This window comes from Pseudoteredinibacter isoporae, from assembly GCF_011602085.1.
GTDB classification, from domain to species: domain Bacteria; phylum Pseudomonadota; class Gammaproteobacteria; order Pseudomonadales; family Cellvibrionaceae; genus Pseudoteredinibacter; species Pseudoteredinibacter isoporae.
In genome coordinates, this window is record NZ_JAAONY010000002.1 from 1,382,172 (window position 1) to 1,398,584 (window position 16,413).

The window sequence follows — 16,413 nt, forward strand, 5'->3', positions numbered from 1 at the left end:
ATTTTTGCGCCAGCCGCGAGCCTCTTGATGAGCTTTTTTCATTAGTTTTTGTGTGGCTTTAGCAGAAATTGGCGCAATCTTACAGATAATGAGAATCTGTATCAATAGCATTAGCTATTAAGTTATAAATTACATGTACTTTTAAATGTAAACCGGTATAGTGCGCCGCAAAGCGGTTCAGAGCCGAGGTGAAATGCACTCGTGCCTGTAGCCCTGAGCCACTGAAAGCCATTACCATGGGGGATTAACTGGCCGATCGCCCGAAACCATTCGAACCTGCAAGAGATTTATGCGCACACGCCCTCTGCTGCTATCCCTACTCAGTGCAGCAATCGCTCCAAGTCACGCCTTTGCAAACAATGCGATAGAAGAAATAGTGGTGACAGCCGTACGTCAGCAAGCTGCGCTCGAAGATCTGCCCTACGCGAGTTACCACGTAAGCGAGGACTCACTAAAACAGGCGCGCAGTCTGCCTGAATCCCTTGCCGGCATCCCCGGAGTCAGCGTTCAGAAAACCGCAAATGGCCAGGGATCTCCCTTCATTCGCGGCTTTACCGGCTACCGCACCCTCGCCCTGATAGATGGCGTGCGCTACAACAATTCCGTGTACCGCGATGGGCCCAGTGAATACTTCGGACTGATCGACAGCCAAGGTCTGTCAGGATTAGAGCTGATTAATGGCCCAGCTTCTGTGCTCTACGGGAGCGATGCCATCGGCGGAACCTTGAACCTGCACAGCAAAAGCCCGACAGCATTTGAAAACAACGGTTTCAGCAAACAATTCCGTCAGCAGCTGCGCTGGAGCAGTGCTGAAAACAGCCTGCGTAGCCGCAGTGAACTCGATATCGGCCGCGGCAATGACTGGGGTTTGCTGGCCGGTTTCAGCTATAAAGATTTCGGCAGCGTTAAAGCCGCCGACCTCGGGACATTAGCCACCAGTGGTTACAGCGAGCGCAGCTATGACATTCACTATAAGAAGCAGCTCAATGAAGATTGGCAACTTCAAGCGCTCTACCAAAACCTGCAGCAAGATGACGTCTGGCGAACACACTCGACAATTTATGCCAAGCCGTTTGCCGGCAGCAGCGTCGGCAGCGATTTGCGTCGCAGCAAAGATCAACAACGTCGATTCGGCTATCTCAAACTGATCGGGCAAAACAAAACCCCTTGGATAGACCGCACTGAAATCACCCTTTCTCGTCAAGAATGGATCGAGTTCGGACAACGACAAAGAAGCAGCAGCGACTGGGTTGTGGAACGCTTTGACTCGCGCATGAGCGGGCTGGATATTCAGCTGCATAGCCAGTTGGGCGATCACCAGTTCACCTATGGTCTGGATATCTATCGCGACCTTGTCGATACCGGGAGGCGCGAACTCGATAGTCAGGGCCAGCTCATTCGTGAGCGTATTCAAGGGCCCGTGGGTGATGACAGTCGCTTTAGCCAAGGGGGCATTTACACCCAATGGCAATACACCATTCATGATGACTGGCAATGGCAAATAGGCAGCCGTTACACCTGGGTGCGGGCCTCCATTGCTCGTTTTGAAGACCCCAGTAACGGTCAAGTGGCGAGTTATGCTCAGCAATGGAACAACGTTTCCAGCAGCTTGAAGTTGTTATGGCAGCCTCAAGACAGCAATTGGCAGGCCTGGTTCGGCATCAGCCAGGCATTCCGCGCGCCCAATATTGCCGACCTCAGTCGTTTTGGCGCAAGCCGCAGTAATGAAACCGAAATCGCCGCTTTGGCATTAAGTCCGGAACATTTTCTGACAGGCGAAGCCTCACTTCGCTGGTCAAACCTTGATGCCGACAGCGGTGCACTATGGCAGCTGAATGCCTTCCACACCGATATTGAAGACTACATTAGCAGTACACCAACCGGTCGAATTGTGGAGGGTCTAATTGAAGTCAGCAAAGCCAATAGCTCGAACGGCTATATGCACGGCTTTGAAGCTATCGCACAGTGGCGACTCAATCACCACTGGCAACTTAAAGCCAATGCCAGCTGGGTACAGGGCGAGCAAAGTCTGCCAGATTTCCGCGACGATCAATATTTCAGTCGCAGCATGCCCTTCAGTGGCAGCGCTGCTCTGGCGTGGAATCATCTTGGCCATAAAGTGGAAATCGAACTCCGACACAACAGCAAAGCGAATCATCTAAGCCCCGCCGATCTTGATGATACCCAGCGCATCCCACCCGGTGGCACTCCGGCCTTTACGCTGCTGAATATCCGCAGCGAACACCCTTTAAGCAGCGTGGGAAATTGGTATCTGGATCTGAATAATGTGACAGATGAAGCCTACCGCAGCCACGGTTCCGGCATTAATGAACCCGGCCGTGGAATCAGCGTGGGCGTGGATATTCGCTGGTAGTTAAGGCCCGCAGGCAGATATTGCCACGGATTTTGACAGCGGCTTTAACGCTGATTGATTCGACGTCTTTTTCGGGCCCTGGCCATCAAGGTAATCGTAAACAGATAAATGCCCGTGATAGAAAGCGCCAGAAGGACCAATGAAGCCGGTAAAAACAGACCCAACTTGGCATTGCCGTGGAAGAAACTGCCATCGTGGATGGCCTCAATGACGTCTGAGCGACGAAAATCCAAATGCAAAACCTCGCCTGATTGCTGGTCCAGCTGCATCTCATAGCCATTGCGAGCCTGCAACTTGATTACTCCCTTATCGGGGCGCACATCCAGGCGCTTGATATCCCCCCAGCTATCGACTTCCAGACGAGGTTCCGCCTGGGCCTTTGCCAAAATATCCTCATAGGACAATGTCGGCGCGCCTTTCTGACCTTTAATGGTCGGAGGCTGAATCCAATCGCTTTCCTTTTTCAGCAATAGCAGCACCCCGGAGCCAATCATAATCAGCACCGGCAAGACACATAGAATGGCTCCCCAAAAGTGGATTTTACGATTTAGGCGGTGCGACTTGGCGCTCATAGTCAGGATCTTCGTGGTTTCTAACAGCTTAGCCTCTTAGGGGGCTGGCCATGTTAGCAGTTCAACAAGCCGCGGCAAGCACTTTCAAGAAAACCCCAATGAAAATAAACACTTGACCCCGTAAAAGTCACTGCTATAATCACGCCCTCTTTGCAACGCACCCGCGTTCGCCCTCTGTGCCGGAGTGGTGAAATTGGTAGACACGTCGGATTCAAAATCCGATGCTAGCGATAGCGTGCCGGTTCAAGTCCGGCCTCCGGTACCATTTAAACCTCCTTATTTATTAGGCTCTACCCCGGCTGACATACTGCTGCAAGCACCCTCATCGAACGCTCGCATCCGCTGATTGGCGCCACTTAACCTTCTGCAATTTGATGAAGACCTGTTTTATTGAGCACGCTTATCTGCTCGCGCCCCTGGACAATAAGGCCTGATTCGGCAAAGCCGCGTAACAAGCGAGATATCATTTCACGTACACTACCCAATTCATCAGCCAACTGTTGATGTGAACACTTAAGGGGGGATTCGCGACTCAACAACAGACTGGCCAAGCGTTGATCAAGTCCTGCAGGCGCTGACCGAACAAACTGAAGACATAGGTTCTGAACACAGCAATCGACATCAACTGCTCAAAGTCCTTCTCGGGCAACATAACGATCTCGCAATCCTCTTGCACCCTTCCCCTGGCGTTATAGGGTTTGTGATGCAACAGACACCCGGAACTTACGACGCAAGCATCACCCGGTCTAACTCGGTACAAAGGAAGCTCTCGACCCGATTCAGACAACTTGAACACACGAATAGAACCGCTGAGCATAAAAGGAAAAGCAGCGCAGGCGTCATTTTCCGTAAACAGCATTTGTCCGGCCGGTACAGGCTTTAGGCTAGCGCGACTCAAGGTGGTTTTCAGCAGCTTCTCATCCAACTCACGCAAGACCGGGTAACATTGGAAGAGCCGATTGATATCGTTTTCGTTCATATCAAATACATCGCGATTTAAGTTCTATCAGCTGTCGCAACATATTAATACTAACAATCTTATCTGACCACTCAGCGAATATTGAAGCAGCATGACCCTGGTTTGCTCGCCAACAATTCATAGGCGCAAAGCGAGTCACGGCTCGACAACACACTATTTATTCCATACTGGCGCCACTTTCCTGTAATAACGCACGCAGAATAGAACGGTGGCAACGCGTCTCATTTTCGCAATAGCAACCCACCGAAAAGTCACTGCTGTGTGACATTGCCGCCAACAGTTCTATAACCCGCTTCGCCTCAGGGGCAGACATTTCTTTTCGATAGACTCTTTCGAAAGCGCTCCATTCCTTATCAGTTGTAACGGCCTGACCCATTTTCATAGTGTCTGGACTTGGAGACACATTTGGCAACCAAGTGTCGTACCAATTCAACTTACCAATGTCTGCTTTTTTCACACCACGAGGTGGTCGGCGCACGGTACCGATACGTAGGCCCTCACCATCCAGTCTGTCAGTTCCAAGCCTTATGACGCGAACGGCCATATCACTTCTCCTCGAAATTTTGGTTTATCGGATGCTGGAAGGCAGAGATTGGAAATCATCTGTCTGGGACAGAGACCGCAAAGCATTCAGCAAGGCTTCTGGCGGTTCAGTAAGACCACGCCGAGAGAGATCAAGCCAACCGCCAGCACTTGTTATCCTCGCTGCCAATTTTCCATCAGTACGCCAAAACTCATTGCGCATCAGGAAACGACTGCCATCAGGGGATAAACCGGCCATCGACAAGCTTACACGCAGTTCTTCCAATAACTTAACCTCTCTGAAATATTCGATCTCGTCCTTCATAACAACGGGGCCAATCTTAAGGCGCATAAACTCCTGCATTGGGAATTCATTTGCAGCGAAAAACCTCATACGGACATCACCAGCTTTGTCCAAATATGCAGAATTTCCCATGTGTGAGTTAAAGTCCATATCTCCCCAGGCGGCATAGGTAATCTCTTCAAACATTGCACTTCTTCCTCTTCTCTACGGATGAAACGTGAGTCATCAACATGGCGAGGATTAAAACAGCCGCCACAAGGAGAGGTCGGTGACAAAAGTTACATAGGAGGGGAAATTCGCAATATTTTTCCTTGGCGCCTTATTATGCATGCGCTTAGCCCACGCAAGCACACTGTGCACCATTTAGGCCAGGAAAGTCCTCAGAAGGAAAGCAGAGCAGTTTGGATCAATACTAAGTATTGGTTTCAAGTCAAACAGCGGGGCTAAGAAGGTCAAATCATTAGATTCCGGCCAATGCTGCAAGTTTTGTTCAGCCAATCATTCGCCCTACTCCCTATTCCCTACACTAAGAATCTTTCCGCTTATCGTACTCCTCACGACACAAGCGAATCTCGTCATGGTGCTTCTCGGCCCAGGACACTAATTTGTATAAGGGCTTCACAATATCTCGCCCCATTTTTGTCAGCTCGTATTCAACCCTAACCGGAACTTCGGGGTAAACCGTCCTGCTGACATAACCTTCGCGTTCAAGATCACGCAAGGTTTGGGTGAGCATGCGCTGGGAAATACCCACAATTCTGGATTTAAGTGAATTAAACCGATCCGCCCCATCCACCAAAGCAAATAGAATCAGCATCGACCATTTATCACCAATCTGCGCCACCACATTACGGATGGGACAATCCTCATCATTCACAAACACACGTCGCTCAGGTTTTCCCATCACTTATTTCTCCTACTTCATTTTCCTGGTTCGCCATCAAGTCAAAACTCATACCGCAACTCACCCAACGTGGGTTACCAAAATGTGCCCTGGTGACGTTTTCGTGCCTAATTGTAATTCAAATTACCATACACTATATTGGTATACATTAGTAACCTGAACCAACTTAATATACCATCTTAAACATGAGTCAACAGGAGAGATATATGCGAAAGTCCATCGTTTCATTCGCACTGCTTTTCATCAGCACATTTGTATCGGCGCAAAACAAAGACATATTGACGGTTGACCTGCAAGCTTTGCAAAAATCACACTGGACCGCACAAGAACAGAACAATGCTGAAATCATTACCGACTTTGTTCAGAACTTAATGAACAATCATAACTTTGCATATGTACTTGAGAATTACAACGACAGCGCTTACACACAACATAACCGCAACCTGCCTGACAAGATCATCGGCCTGGTTGGATTCTTAAAGGATTTTGTCGAAGACTACCCGGACTACAGCTACGACGTGAAACACATTTACGTGGATGGCGATTACGTCATTTTTCATTCCCACGCCACACTGAATAAAGAAGACAGAGGGAACGATCAAAAAGGTATGAACATCATCGATACCTGGCGTCTCGAAAATGGAAGAATCGTTGAGCATTGGGATTCAATTCAGGCACTCGACGGCTTTATGCGTTTCTACTCGCTTATCAGTGGTGGCAATATTCGAAATGACAACGGCGTGTTTTAAATCGGAAAACCCAATTTTTCATACACCAAGCTGCCCCCGTAGATCAGGAAAAATTACGGGGGCTATGTTATCGCTTTATTATTTGGCGCTCTTTTTAAGTTTAATAATGGAAGAACGTCTGTGCTCGTCTTCAGGATAAACTCGTCCCGATTCCAGGCACGAAAAAATGTGATTGAAGACTTCGCCAGGTGTGCCTTTCTTCGTTCCCGACCGGAAATACGAGTGCCCTTTCGGTTTATCGTAGGCATTATTCACATCATCACAATCCACCCGATAGACATTTCGAGGGGTTTTGTCGATATCCTCAGGACCAGTATGCCCTAAACGACGTGAAGCCACTTTGTTTTTGAGGTTGGACGCTTTACTGGCTCGCAGGGCCAGATCATCCGAAGCGTGGTAAACAATAACATTGCGAGAAGAATGACAAATTAATTCCCCGGACTCACCTTCATGAAGCGTCTCATTGACCACATCCGCAGCAACCAGAAAGGTGTTTCTAAAGATCATAGGAACGCCCCTGGGAAGATCGTATTTATTCCACGCGGACAAGGTCTCTCGCAATACACGATTCCCCATCGAATGCGCCAGCACGTTAATTCGTTTTAAGCACGGGTCGTCTTCCGGGTTGTATTTCTCAGAACTTCGCCATTCCAGAAACTTCTCCAGAACCCTTGAAAAAGAAAAGGCACTTTGATCGGCTGCTTTCTGGTCATCCCAGTAATCTTTAATAATTCCCAAGTCATTGTCACAGGGCCAAATAACAGGAATTACTAAAATTTCATCCTTCTTCTTTTTATCGCAAAGATTTTGGAACTCACTGGCGGCTGATAGAACGTCTTCAGGCAAGTTGGAAAATCCATGAATGTATAACAGTACCTGCCTGTACTTTGATTCCTTAAGTCGTTTCAAGAAATCGATACTGCCAATTTCTTTGTATTCACTCTTTTTTATTTGCTCGCAATAGAAAACAGAGTTGCTCGCCGCATTATTATCCAGATCAAAATCAAACTTTCGGCCAACTCTTGTACGAATGCTTTGCTCTGGAAAACGATTGGTAATGAATATCATGACATTCTCCCTGGTCTGGAATCTATCAGCCGAGTACATCTGGCCAAAGGGTTCATTTCAACGAGGCGGACATCAAACCGCGAAAGACAAAAACAATAACGCGCTCAAGGTTCGCGAGCAATTTCATCGTTGCCACAGACTCACTATCTGCAGACCCTGTCTATCCGCTGGAATCCTCACCTCGCTCCATCGACGCCCAAGAATACGCCCTCGTTTTAAAAATTACCATTTCACCGTATTACCAAAGCTGTGAATAGGTTTAGCTGCCCGTGAGGATCAATCAAGCATTAAATAATTTAGGCATGTCTAATTTCCATCTCTCGAGTCGAACCTTAAAAAGGTTGCAATATCTTATAATGCGCCCTGCTTTCGTCCATTCAGTAACTCTCCCATCCGAGTCGACCGAACCCAGTAGTGATAGGTCCAAAAGCAGACCACATAGGTTCCGCCACAGGTGATCAGAAACTTGATTTCAGCGGCAACCGACCAGTAATACATCGGTAAGGCAATCACAACCAAGGGAATCGAGTGGAAGACAAAAATCCAATAAGCGCTGTCAGACACATACCGTATCACCCTGTTGTAGCGATTGAGGTAATGGTTAAACAGACCGATAAATGCGCAAATAAAACTGTATACCGATATGGCAGTAAACAAGGATAAAGCGATGTGCAATAGTGTTTTGTCATCGGCATCCTCTTTTACCGCAAAACACGCAAACGCGATCAACAAACTCAGTATTGCCAACAATAAGGTCCACCAACGATAACGGATCAAGCGCTGAAGCTGCCCGATGTTTTGATAGAGTAGCCAACCCAATCCAAAGCAGGCCGCAAAGAACAGAAAAACGTCCCATTTTGGAATAAAGCTCAAGCTGGCACCGATACGGCCTATATTGTGCAAGCCACCCAGAATAGCCATTAATATGACCGTCGGAAGAAAAACACCGGGAGAGAGCAAACCCAAGCCCTTCTCCTGTATCAATGAATTCATACGCGCCAGCATCGGTGGTTTGATAAACAACTTAATGCACAGCAAATACAGCAGCAGATAATAAAGAAACCACAAGTTATGTGTGTTATTCCACAAGCTTCGGCCAGTCCCCTCAAGAACGTCAAGATCAAAACCTGGCTGGCCATCTCGCATGAGGTTATAGGCGAATATTCGCAACGTCCCCATTATCAGTGACAGCGGCGGCAACAACAGAAGAAAAGGCAACAGCAGCCTCCGCATTCGGTTATGCCACATCGCTTCAAAACCATGCCTGTCGAGCAACAGAGCCGTGAAAAAACCAGACAACACAAAGAATACCGGCATTCGGAAGGTATTGATGGTAATCAAGAGGACATCCATGCTAAAGGAGCGCGCGGGATCCCAATAGTAGTCGGTAATGTCCATTGAGGTGTACAGCTGAGCGGAATGCAGCACCACACCCAGACACATCATTAGGGCCCGCAGGAAGTCCAAGCCATGATAACGTTCGCCTTGATTGTTCATATTGCCTCCCGAAAAACTCAATACTAGTGTTCAGGATTCAAGGCTATCTTCCGAATCTTGGAAATCCGTCATCACTTCTGTTTTCGGGCTTTTGATTTTCAGAAATGCACAGCCCCACCCCCTGTTCAGTATATTTGGGCTGAACAGGGTCAAGCGACGAACACCACAGGAAGGGCTGAAAACGAAATGGGAAATAGAAAGAGAGAAAAGAAGAAAGGGGCTGGCAAGGACAGGCCGACAAGTTCTACCTGACGGCAACCGTTTCCAGCTCCTTCAATAAGTATCCGAGCAGCTGTCGATAAATCACTTAGCTTTGGCAAAACCTTCTTGATACGCACTGGCCTTAAGAATATGCTCAGCGGACTTCAAATGTAATAGATCCGAAATAGCCTGTTCTTTGTTCTCGGCCTGATGATAGTAGGCCTCGGCAATTCTTTTCCCGATCCAATATCCCACATCTCCCGGCCTGCCGTTGAAGTCACCTGAATAAAACCAAGCATCGTATTCTTTGCTTTCCATCACCGCACTGAAATCTCTCCACAACTGGGCTTCATTCGCCAAACCATAGTCATGCCGCTTTCTTTCTGACTCCGGCACCTCACCAAGCATCATATTGGCAACAAAGTCCGGAAATCCCTCTAGAAGCGCCTGTTCAAGTACGGTTGGCGGTTTCTCAAAATTGAGAAGTCGATTCTGATAAACGTGAACAACCTCATGAGCAACAAAGGCCATCAGGACTTCCTTAAACTGCTCCTTTGTATCAGCAAACTGGCAGAGAACTTCCAGGCCAAGTGCCAATCCATCGGGAGAAGCGGTTCCTCCCGAGTTATTTGCCCCAAACAGCACATAAACGGGTGCAAGTTCGGGCTGCCCCATAAACTTTCCAACCCTTTCCAGCATGTCTACGGCTTCATCTTCAAACTCTGAAGCCACCGGCAGGCAAATGTTGAGTGCTTTCTCATAAGCCGCTCTGTTTTCATTGACCTTTCGGGACATATTTTTTGCATCGACGATACGCCCGGGCGTAAAAATTTTCACACCTGCACTGCCAACATCCAAATACTTGGTTTGAACAGCTTCTTGGGATACCTCCCAGCTATTTTTTATCATCTTTGAAAAGTTATTAGCATCTTCAAGATGGTACAAATTTGCGGAAGTAAAATGTGATAGGGGCAAAAAGCAGACAAGGAGGAGTATTCGCGTGTATGTATTCATCAATATATTCTATTTTTTGGGGCTTATTGTTATTTCGCTCACAAGACTATACCAGCTTGAATAACCATACAAGCTGAAGAGGCTTTTACTGACGATCACGCAAAGTGACTCAAATAAAAATACCCGACAGCCATACACTCACTGTCGGGCAAATGGAGAACTTCCGAGAGGAACTGCTAGAAACGGTAAACGTAGCCAATACCGAAAGTAACGGTGTTGTCACGATCTACAATAGGGCTGTCACTGATTTCCTTGGAAAAGGATTCATATTCAGCATGAACGATAATGGCGTGCTGTTTCATAAACGGATACATTGCCGTGATACCCGCGCCATAGTCGATGCCCGCATCGGGACGATAGAACGGTCGATCTGCACGAACGTATTGCTGCTCGACGCCATAAAAATATTGATTCACTTTATCACTGGACCATTTCACACCGATGGAAGGTTCGATCATCCAGGAACCGATTTCAATCGGGTATCCGTATTCCAACTCAGCAGTATAACCATCGTGTGAATTGCTGATATCCGCAGCCATAGAGAAGCTCAGTTCGCCCCAGACGGCTTCATGGGAGATACCAATTTCCCCCATAACGACACTGTCAAACTTCGGCATGTCAGCCAGCAAACGACTGTTATCCCGATCACTGTCACCAATACCATCCAATGACAAAGAAGATGTCAGCGTCCAGGCATTGTCTTCATACAAGACATAACCCAAGGATGGTCCTTCAAAATAGAAATTGCCCCAACGGGCTTGAATAAAGGGAAAAGGCTGGACTTCATCTTTACCACCAACATAAATCGACTTGTCGTTTGCGGCGATGATTCCCAATGCAAACTCACCACCCTCATCGTCATGATCGTTGTCTTGGGCGGATGCGCCCAAAGCAATCGCAGACAAACAAGCCGCGGTGAGAAACTGATAAAACCTCATGCTGGTATTCCTCTTGGTTTAAGATAGCATGTATCTTAAGAGGCCCAAGGTATCCATCAGGTGTAGCAGGGTTAATAAATGTCAACTTTACAAAGGTTTCAATAAACCAATCGGCAAAGTCGGCCTTTCTTTGTAATTTCACACTCGTATTGCCATCCCATACGGCCGGCAATTTGCTCTACAAGATCCAATCCCAAACCAAAACCGGCTTGTTCTGAATCTGCAACACCTTTTGGCGATACTGTACCCAGTTCCCAATTCAAAATGTTCAGTTCATGAGTATCAACATCAATATGAACGCCGCCTTCCTGGGTGTGTTGAAAGGCGTTACGAATCAGATTTGAAATTAAAATCGAACAAAATACTGGTGAGACTTCTTTAATACAAGGCTCCCCCGTCAGTTCTACAGACACCTGTTTTCCCTTAAGGAGATACTCATTGTCTTGAATAGAGTTTTGACACAACGCTCGAAGGTCAACGGGCTCTTTGGGTGGGATAATGGAATCACTGCGATTTAGCCACAAGAGTGTTTCTGTCAGAAGCCGCATATCCTTCACCGAATATCTTATTCGGTCGATCGCTGCTCGCTCCTCTTCCGGCAAGCGGTTAGATTCCGATAATTTATCCAGCAACTCCAGGTTTCCACTGGCAACGGCAATGGGTGTGCGAAGCTCATGGCTCGCATATTGCAAAAAACGATGCTCTTTTTCTACAGACTCAGCAGTTCGTTTAAAAGCCTCATTCAATTTTTCCGCAACAGCATTGAGTTCTTTAAAACGAAATTCCGGATGCTGACTTCGAAGCTTATCAATGGTCAGTTGATCTGCCCATTCCGCAAGAGACTTGACGGGCTGGCTTATTCTTCGAAACAGCAGCAAGGCCAACATCGAAAACAGGAAGATCGCAAACACAGCCACAAACAATGCGGCATCTTGAACGGTATCCCTTTCCTTGTCCTCGGCTTCCGTCAACTGTAAACCAGACAACAAGTAAAGCCATTGCCCTTCAGGCATTCGATAGGAATAAAAAAATAAAATCTGGCACACCTGGCCTTCACACAAGTCTTTAAAATCATCTACAGGCGTAATTTCGCTATCGTCATAATCGATATCAACAAAGAAATCAAAGCCTTCATGTGTATAGGTTTCCGGCTTGAATATTTTCTTAACGGGCGCGGGTATATCATCAATTGAGCTATATACCCGATAAAAGTCGTCCTGAGGCAAAGGTGTACTGGGGTCGATTTCATAGCGGGACATATACTCTGTTATTTCCCTTTCAGACTCCCCTTTCATCTTAAGGATAACGCCCAAATTAAGAAACAACGCTGAAATAAGCGCAAAAATGATCGCGAATATGGAACCCGCCCCCACAATCCACCATAGCAATAAGCTCTTTAAGCTACGGTTCGGGTGAATGGTAAAGCCACTGTCAGACATTCAGTTCTCGCATTACAAATCCATGATTCGGTACAGTATGAATCAGAGGTTTATCAAAGGGCTTATCGATTTGTTGGCGAAGACGATACATATGAACTTTCAGTAAATCGGTGTCGGGGACATCGTCCTGCCAAACCGCCCACTCAAGGGTATTCCTTTTCACAATATCCGGGGAATTGCGCATAAGTTCAACCAAAATAATCCATCCGGTCGGCGTAACATCAATTTCCTGGCCAGCCCGGCGCACAGATTTGCTCTGCAGATCCACTTCCAGATCGGCCAGAAACAGTCGCTTTGCCTGGGCACTGCGGCGGTGGGACAAGGATTTTATTCGGGCTGCCAACTCTTCCATTTCAAAAGGCTTGACCAGATAGTCATCGGTGCCAACATTAAAGCCACTGAGTTTATCCGCTAGAGTGTCCCTTGCTGTCAACATCAGTATCGGGGTATCCACGCCTTTGCTCCGCAAGGCATCACACACTTCATAACCATTAAGCTTGGGCAGATTAATGTCCAGCAAGATAGTCTGGTAACTGTTGTTTAAAGCCAGGTTCAAACCGGCCTCGCCGTTCGGCGCGAAATCGCATTCGATCCCTTCGAGTTTCAAATAGGTCGCAATGGTGGTCGCCAGATTAATATTGTCTTCCACCAATAAAGTTTGAACGGTCATAGGCTCACTCCCGAATTCTGAGCTTGGCTTTTATAAGGTTTCAACTTTCCCCGCAGACGGGAAAACAAACCCGTCACATCATGCGCAATCATAAGGGTGACAGGCACAAGTATCAGTGTCACTAAAGTTGCGAAACTGATCCCATAGGCCAGAGAGGTAGCCGCCGGAATCAAAAACAGCGCCTGCGATGCGGTTTCTTGAAGCAGAGAGACTAACCCCAATACAGTGGTCAATGTCGTCAGAACAATCGCGCGCATGCGCAAACTGCCCGCCTGTACCAATGCCTCCTGCAAACCCAGCCCTTTTGATCTCAAAAGGTTGAATTGATTCAATAATAATAGACTGTCGTTCACCACGACTCCGCTCAACGCTAAAATACCATTGATCGATAGAATGCTGATCGCCAGATCATTGAACCAATGCCCCAGTATTGCCCCCACAATGCCAAATGGTATTGCTGACATAATCACAAAGGGCTGCCAATAGGATTTCAGTGGCACAGCCAGTAAGAAGTAGATTAAAAACAAAGACAGCATAAATATCTGCACCAGAGAATCCGAGCTTTCCTCTTCTTCCGCTGCATCGCCTTCCGCCACGACCTCAATCCCTGGATACTTTCTTTGAATCTCGGGGAACACCGTATTTTCCAGTGCGTCCATCAATGCGGAACTGCTGATGGTTTGCTCGTGCAAATTGGCGCTTACAGTAGCCGCTCGCTGATTGGAGACACGATGAATCTCCAGCTGGCTGTGTTCGACCCTAACCGTGGCGACGGTGGAAAGCGGCAACACCTCGCCACTCGGACTGCGCACTCGGGCACTTTCCAGACTGGTAACGTCCTGGCGGTAGCGATAGGGGTAGCGTACCCGCACCTTCACTTCATCTTTACCCCGTTGCACGCGTTGAACTTCCGCGCCGTAAAAACTCTGTTGGATTTGCTGAGCCAATTCCGCCGTCGAGAAACCCAGTGAACGCCCCAGTGCCGTCAGCTCAAACAAAAACACCGGTTGTACCGCCGCATAGTTATTGTGGACATCATGAACACCGCTGATTTGCTTGAGTTTATGCGCGAGCAGATTAGCAGCCCCATTAAGCTGACTAGGGTTGTCAGAGAGAATATTAAGCTCGACATCTTTGTCTTCAAAATCGTCAGTCGATACGATCAGTTCCTGCAAGCCTTCATAGTGACTGAGATGCTTTTGTAACTCCAGGGCAATGTCGGAAGGGTTGGCAAACTCCTGTATCGCCTTGTTCAACTCAAGCTGTACCAAACCGCTTCGATCATCCTCCACCAAAGAATAGGTCTTGCTGATAAATGGCTGGCGAGTAGAAAACCGAGCCTGCAACTCAGCATCCAGCGCCTTTACAGCAAGCTCTACTTTATCGACTTGCTGGTGCAGCAAACCATAACCGCCACCCTGACTGACACGGAAAGAGACACTGACATAATCCTCTGGAATGTCCGGAAAAAAGCTAAACGCCACTCGCCCACTTGGCACTAGCCCCACAACCAATACAAAGCAGGAAATAAAACACAACAGTGCGGCATAGCGATATCGCAGGGCCAGTGATAACAGAGGCTGATAATAATTGCTGTTGAGTCTGGACAGACCCTCGTCAGCCCAGTTCTGAACCCTGCCCAAACTTTTGGCGAACACATTTTTGCCAGACTGCTCATCACGCCTTTGAGTGTTCAGGTTTCTAAGATGCGCGGGCAATATTAATTTTGATTCCACCAGAGAAAAAAGCAAACAGGCGGTACACACCAGTGCGAACTGGGAAAACAGAGAGCCTAATTGCCCTTCGACCAAGGACAGAGGAAAAAAAGCCGCCACGGTTGTTAAAACACCGAACGCGGTAGGCACGGCTATTCGCTGTACGCCATGAATCGTTGAATCGACTGTATCGCCAAACTCTTTTCGGGCGGAGTACACGCTCTCGCCAACCACAACGGCATCGTCGACCAGAATGCCAAGCACCAGAATGAAGCCAAAGGTGGTCAGCTGATTCAGGGTTAAATCCCAGAAACTGGCTCCCATAAGAATCAAACCACCGGCGAAACAAATCGGCAACCCCATTGCCACCCAAAGCGCCACCCTGAAGTTCAGAAAAACGGTCAATACCAGCATCACCAGGAGAATACCGATAAAGCCGTTTTCCAGTATCAGGTTTAGGCGGTCAATCATGTTTTGGCTCTGGTCCCACCAGACTTCCAATTGAATCCCCTGGGGCAGGTCCGCTGAGTTTTGCCAGCCGTTAACATGGGCTTTGACCTGCTCCGCAATATCGATGATATTGTCGCTGCGACCAGCGGCAATTTTTAGGGTTATGGCGGTCTTGCCATCAAAGCGCGACAAGACTTTGGGGGCTTCTTCGTATCCATCACGGATCGTTGCAACATCTTTTAATAACAAGCGACGTCCGTCAGCCAAGCTGCGGATAACAATATCTCCGAACTCCCTTGCCTGATAACGCTGCTTATCCGCTTTCAGTAGAATCAGACCTTTTTCAGAGCGAAGTTCACCACTGCTCGCACTGATCGATTCGGCCCTCACCCGATCAACAATATCCGCCAGGCTCAGACCATAACCTTGCAGGGCCTGCTCATCCAGCTCAATGGCAATTTCCGGTACACGCCAGCCGCTTCGACTGATTTTGTTAACTGCGGTTAGTTTGAGAAGCTCACTCTCGATGCGCCGGCTGAAGTTTTGTAATTCACTCTGGGCGACATCACCATAGGCCGTAACCCAGATTGCGCTGTCTTCCCATTGCTGTTGGGAAACAATGGGCTTTTCCGCCGCCGCAGGAAAACTGGCAATACCGTCTACGATGTTTTTCACCTCAGCCGTCAAACGATCGAGGGGATAGTCGTGAACTTTTTCGACAACAATCGAAACCGAATCGTTACTGCTTGTTGAACTGATTTGACGTATACCCGGTTGCCCTTTGAGCGCCTCTTCAACCTTAATGGCAATACCTTCTTCCGCCTGCTTGGGGTCGCCACTTTCAAAACGAATATCAATGGTAATGCGATTCGGCTCAATGGTCGGAAACCCCTCGATACGCAGAGACGAAGCAGTTCCAATACCCACAAGCAGAATCAACAGCATTAACAAATTTGCCGCAACCGGGTTATGAACAAACCAGGCGATCAGACCAGTTCTGGAGGATTTAGCGTCCAT

Annotated in this window: 15 protein-coding genes and 1 tRNA gene; 3 read left to right on the top strand and 13 right to left on the bottom strand. The window is 47.9% G+C overall.

The window, feature by feature from the left end:
* The first annotated feature begins 289 nt into the window (after positions 1–289).
* Positions 290–2,374, top strand: a complete 2,085-nt coding sequence (locus G8768_RS14535) for a TonB-dependent receptor (RefSeq protein WP_166845480.1) — start codon at positions 290–292, stop codon at positions 2,372–2,374.
* A 44-nt stretch (positions 2,375–2,418) separates the two neighbouring features.
* Here the strand turns inward: G8768_RS14535 and G8768_RS14540 are convergent, their stop codons facing one another.
* Positions 2,419–2,946: a PepSY-associated TM helix domain-containing protein gene (locus G8768_RS14540; protein WP_166845478.1), complete on the bottom strand. Its 528-nt coding sequence runs from the start codon at positions 2,944–2,946 to the stop codon at positions 2,419–2,421.
* Positions 2,947–3,124: 178 nt separating this feature from the next.
* Between G8768_RS14540 and G8768_RS14545 the strand changes: the two genes are divergently transcribed.
* Positions 3,125–3,211: transfer RNA gene (locus G8768_RS14545), tRNA-Leu, on the top strand.
* A gap of 91 nt (positions 3,212–3,302) precedes the next feature.
* On the opposite strand, the gene G8768_RS21380 is transcribed toward G8768_RS14545, so the two are convergent.
* The 5 genes from G8768_RS21380 to G8768_RS14570 all read right to left on the bottom strand — a co-directional run bounded on the left by G8768_RS21380 (position 3,303) and on the right by G8768_RS14570 (position 5,655).
* The gene (locus G8768_RS21380) at positions 3,303–3,497 is read right to left on the bottom strand and encodes a helix-turn-helix domain-containing protein (RefSeq protein ID WP_167202779.1); all 195 of its coding nucleotides are present in this window, start codon (positions 3,495–3,497) and stop codon (positions 3,303–3,305) included.
* Positions 3,479–3,925: a Crp/Fnr family transcriptional regulator gene (locus G8768_RS14555; RefSeq protein WP_166845474.1), complete on the bottom strand. Its 447-nt coding sequence runs from the start codon at positions 3,923–3,925 to the stop codon at positions 3,479–3,481. The genes G8768_RS21380 and G8768_RS14555 overlap by 19 nt, the downstream gene beginning before the upstream one ends.
* Before the next feature lie 157 nt (positions 3,926–4,082).
* Entirely contained in the window at positions 4,083–4,469 is a 387-nt protein-coding gene (locus tag G8768_RS14560) for a DUF488 domain-containing protein (RefSeq protein ID WP_166845471.1), read from the bottom strand.
* 24 nt (positions 4,470–4,493) lie between these two features.
* On the bottom strand, positions 4,494–4,937 hold the full coding sequence (locus G8768_RS14565) for a thioesterase family protein (protein WP_166845469.1): 444 nt from the start codon (positions 4,935–4,937) through the stop codon (positions 4,494–4,496).
* A 340-nt stretch (positions 4,938–5,277) separates the two neighbouring features.
* Positions 5,278–5,655, bottom strand: a complete 378-nt coding sequence (locus G8768_RS14570; RefSeq protein WP_166847441.1) for a winged helix-turn-helix transcriptional regulator — start codon at positions 5,653–5,655, stop codon at positions 5,278–5,280.
* A 206-nt stretch (positions 5,656–5,861) separates the two neighbouring features.
* On the opposite strand from G8768_RS14570, the gene G8768_RS14575 reads away from it, so the two are divergent.
* The gene (locus G8768_RS14575; RefSeq protein ID WP_166845467.1) at positions 5,862–6,404 is read left to right on the top strand and encodes a nuclear transport factor 2 family protein; all 543 of its coding nucleotides are present in this window, start codon (positions 5,862–5,864) and stop codon (positions 6,402–6,404) included.
* Positions 6,405–6,482: 78 nt separating this feature from the next.
* On the opposite strand, the gene G8768_RS14580 is transcribed toward G8768_RS14575, so the two are convergent.
* From G8768_RS14580 to G8768_RS14610, 7 genes are all read right to left on the bottom strand, one after another.
* Positions 6,483–7,472, bottom strand: a complete 990-nt coding sequence (locus tag G8768_RS14580) for an alpha/beta hydrolase (RefSeq protein ID WP_166845465.1) — start codon at positions 7,470–7,472, stop codon at positions 6,483–6,485.
* A 351-nt stretch (positions 7,473–7,823) separates the two neighbouring features.
* On the bottom strand, positions 7,824–8,969 hold the full coding sequence (locus G8768_RS14585) for an acyltransferase family protein (RefSeq protein ID WP_166845463.1): 1,146 nt from the start codon (positions 8,967–8,969) through the stop codon (positions 7,824–7,826).
* Between the two features lie 303 nt (positions 8,970–9,272).
* Positions 9,273–10,184: a gliding motility protein GldB-related protein gene (locus tag G8768_RS14590; protein ID WP_166845461.1), complete on the bottom strand. Its 912-nt coding sequence runs from the start codon at positions 10,182–10,184 to the stop codon at positions 9,273–9,275.
* A gap of 176 nt (positions 10,185–10,360) precedes the next feature.
* Entirely contained in the window at positions 10,361–11,122 is a 762-nt protein-coding gene (locus G8768_RS14595) for a MipA/OmpV family protein (RefSeq protein WP_166845458.1), read from the bottom strand.
* A gap of 98 nt (positions 11,123–11,220) precedes the next feature.
* Complete coding sequence (locus G8768_RS14600) at positions 11,221–12,561, bottom strand: sensor histidine kinase (RefSeq protein ID WP_166845457.1); 1,341 nt, start codon at positions 12,559–12,561, stop codon at positions 11,221–11,223.
* A complete protein-coding gene (locus G8768_RS14605; protein WP_166845455.1) occupies positions 12,554–13,231 on the bottom strand; it encodes a response regulator transcription factor in 678 nt (225 codons plus the stop codon). The genes G8768_RS14600 and G8768_RS14605 overlap by 8 nt, the downstream gene beginning before the upstream one ends.
* Entirely contained in the window at positions 13,228–16,413 is a 3,186-nt protein-coding gene (locus tag G8768_RS14610; protein ID WP_166845453.1) for an efflux RND transporter permease subunit, read from the bottom strand. The genes G8768_RS14605 and G8768_RS14610 overlap by 4 nt, the downstream gene beginning before the upstream one ends.

Coding starts and splice junctions, on each gene's coding strand:
- G8768_RS14565 (WP_166845469.1), bottom strand. CDS start 4,937: ATGTTTGAAGAGATTACCTATGCCGCCTGGGGAGATATGGACTTTAAC.
- G8768_RS14580 (WP_166845465.1), bottom strand. CDS start 7,472: ATGATATTCATTACCAATCGTTTTCCAGAGCAAAGCATTCGTACAAGA.
- G8768_RS14540 (WP_166845478.1), bottom strand. CDS start 2,946: ATGAGCGCCAAGTCGCACCGCCTAAATCGTAAAATCCACTTTTGGGGA.
- G8768_RS14555 (WP_166845474.1), bottom strand. CDS start 3,925: ATGAACGAAAACGATATCAATCGGCTCTTCCAATGTTACCCGGTCTTG.
- G8768_RS14560 (WP_166845471.1), bottom strand. CDS start 4,469: ATGGCCGTTCGCGTCATAAGGCTTGGAACTGACAGACTGGATGGTGAG.
- G8768_RS14535 (WP_166845480.1), top strand. CDS start 290: ATGCGCACACGCCCTCTGCTGCTATCCCTACTCAGTGCAGCAATCGCT.
- G8768_RS14575 (WP_166845467.1), top strand. CDS start 5,862: ATGCGAAAGTCCATCGTTTCATTCGCACTGCTTTTCATCAGCACATTT.
- G8768_RS14600 (WP_166845457.1), bottom strand. CDS start 12,561: ATGTCTGACAGTGGCTTTACCATTCACCCGAACCGTAGCTTAAAGAGC.
- G8768_RS14595 (WP_166845458.1), bottom strand. CDS start 11,122: ATGAGGTTTTATCAGTTTCTCACCGCGGCTTGTTTGTCTGCGATTGCT.
- G8768_RS14605 (WP_166845455.1), bottom strand. CDS start 13,231: ATGACCGTTCAAACTTTATTGGTGGAAGACAATATTAATCTGGCGACC.
- G8768_RS14610 (WP_166845453.1), bottom strand. CDS start 16,413: ATGGACGCTAAATCCTCCAGAACTGGTCTGATCGCCTGGTTTGTTCAT.
- G8768_RS14570 (WP_166847441.1), bottom strand. CDS start 5,655: ATGGGAAAACCTGAGCGACGTGTGTTTGTGAATGATGAGGATTGTCCC.
- G8768_RS14590 (WP_166845461.1), bottom strand. CDS start 10,184: ATGAATACATACACGCGAATACTCCTCCTTGTCTGCTTTTTGCCCCTA.
- G8768_RS14585 (WP_166845463.1), bottom strand. CDS start 8,969: ATGAACAATCAAGGCGAACGTTATCATGGCTTGGACTTCCTGCGGGCC.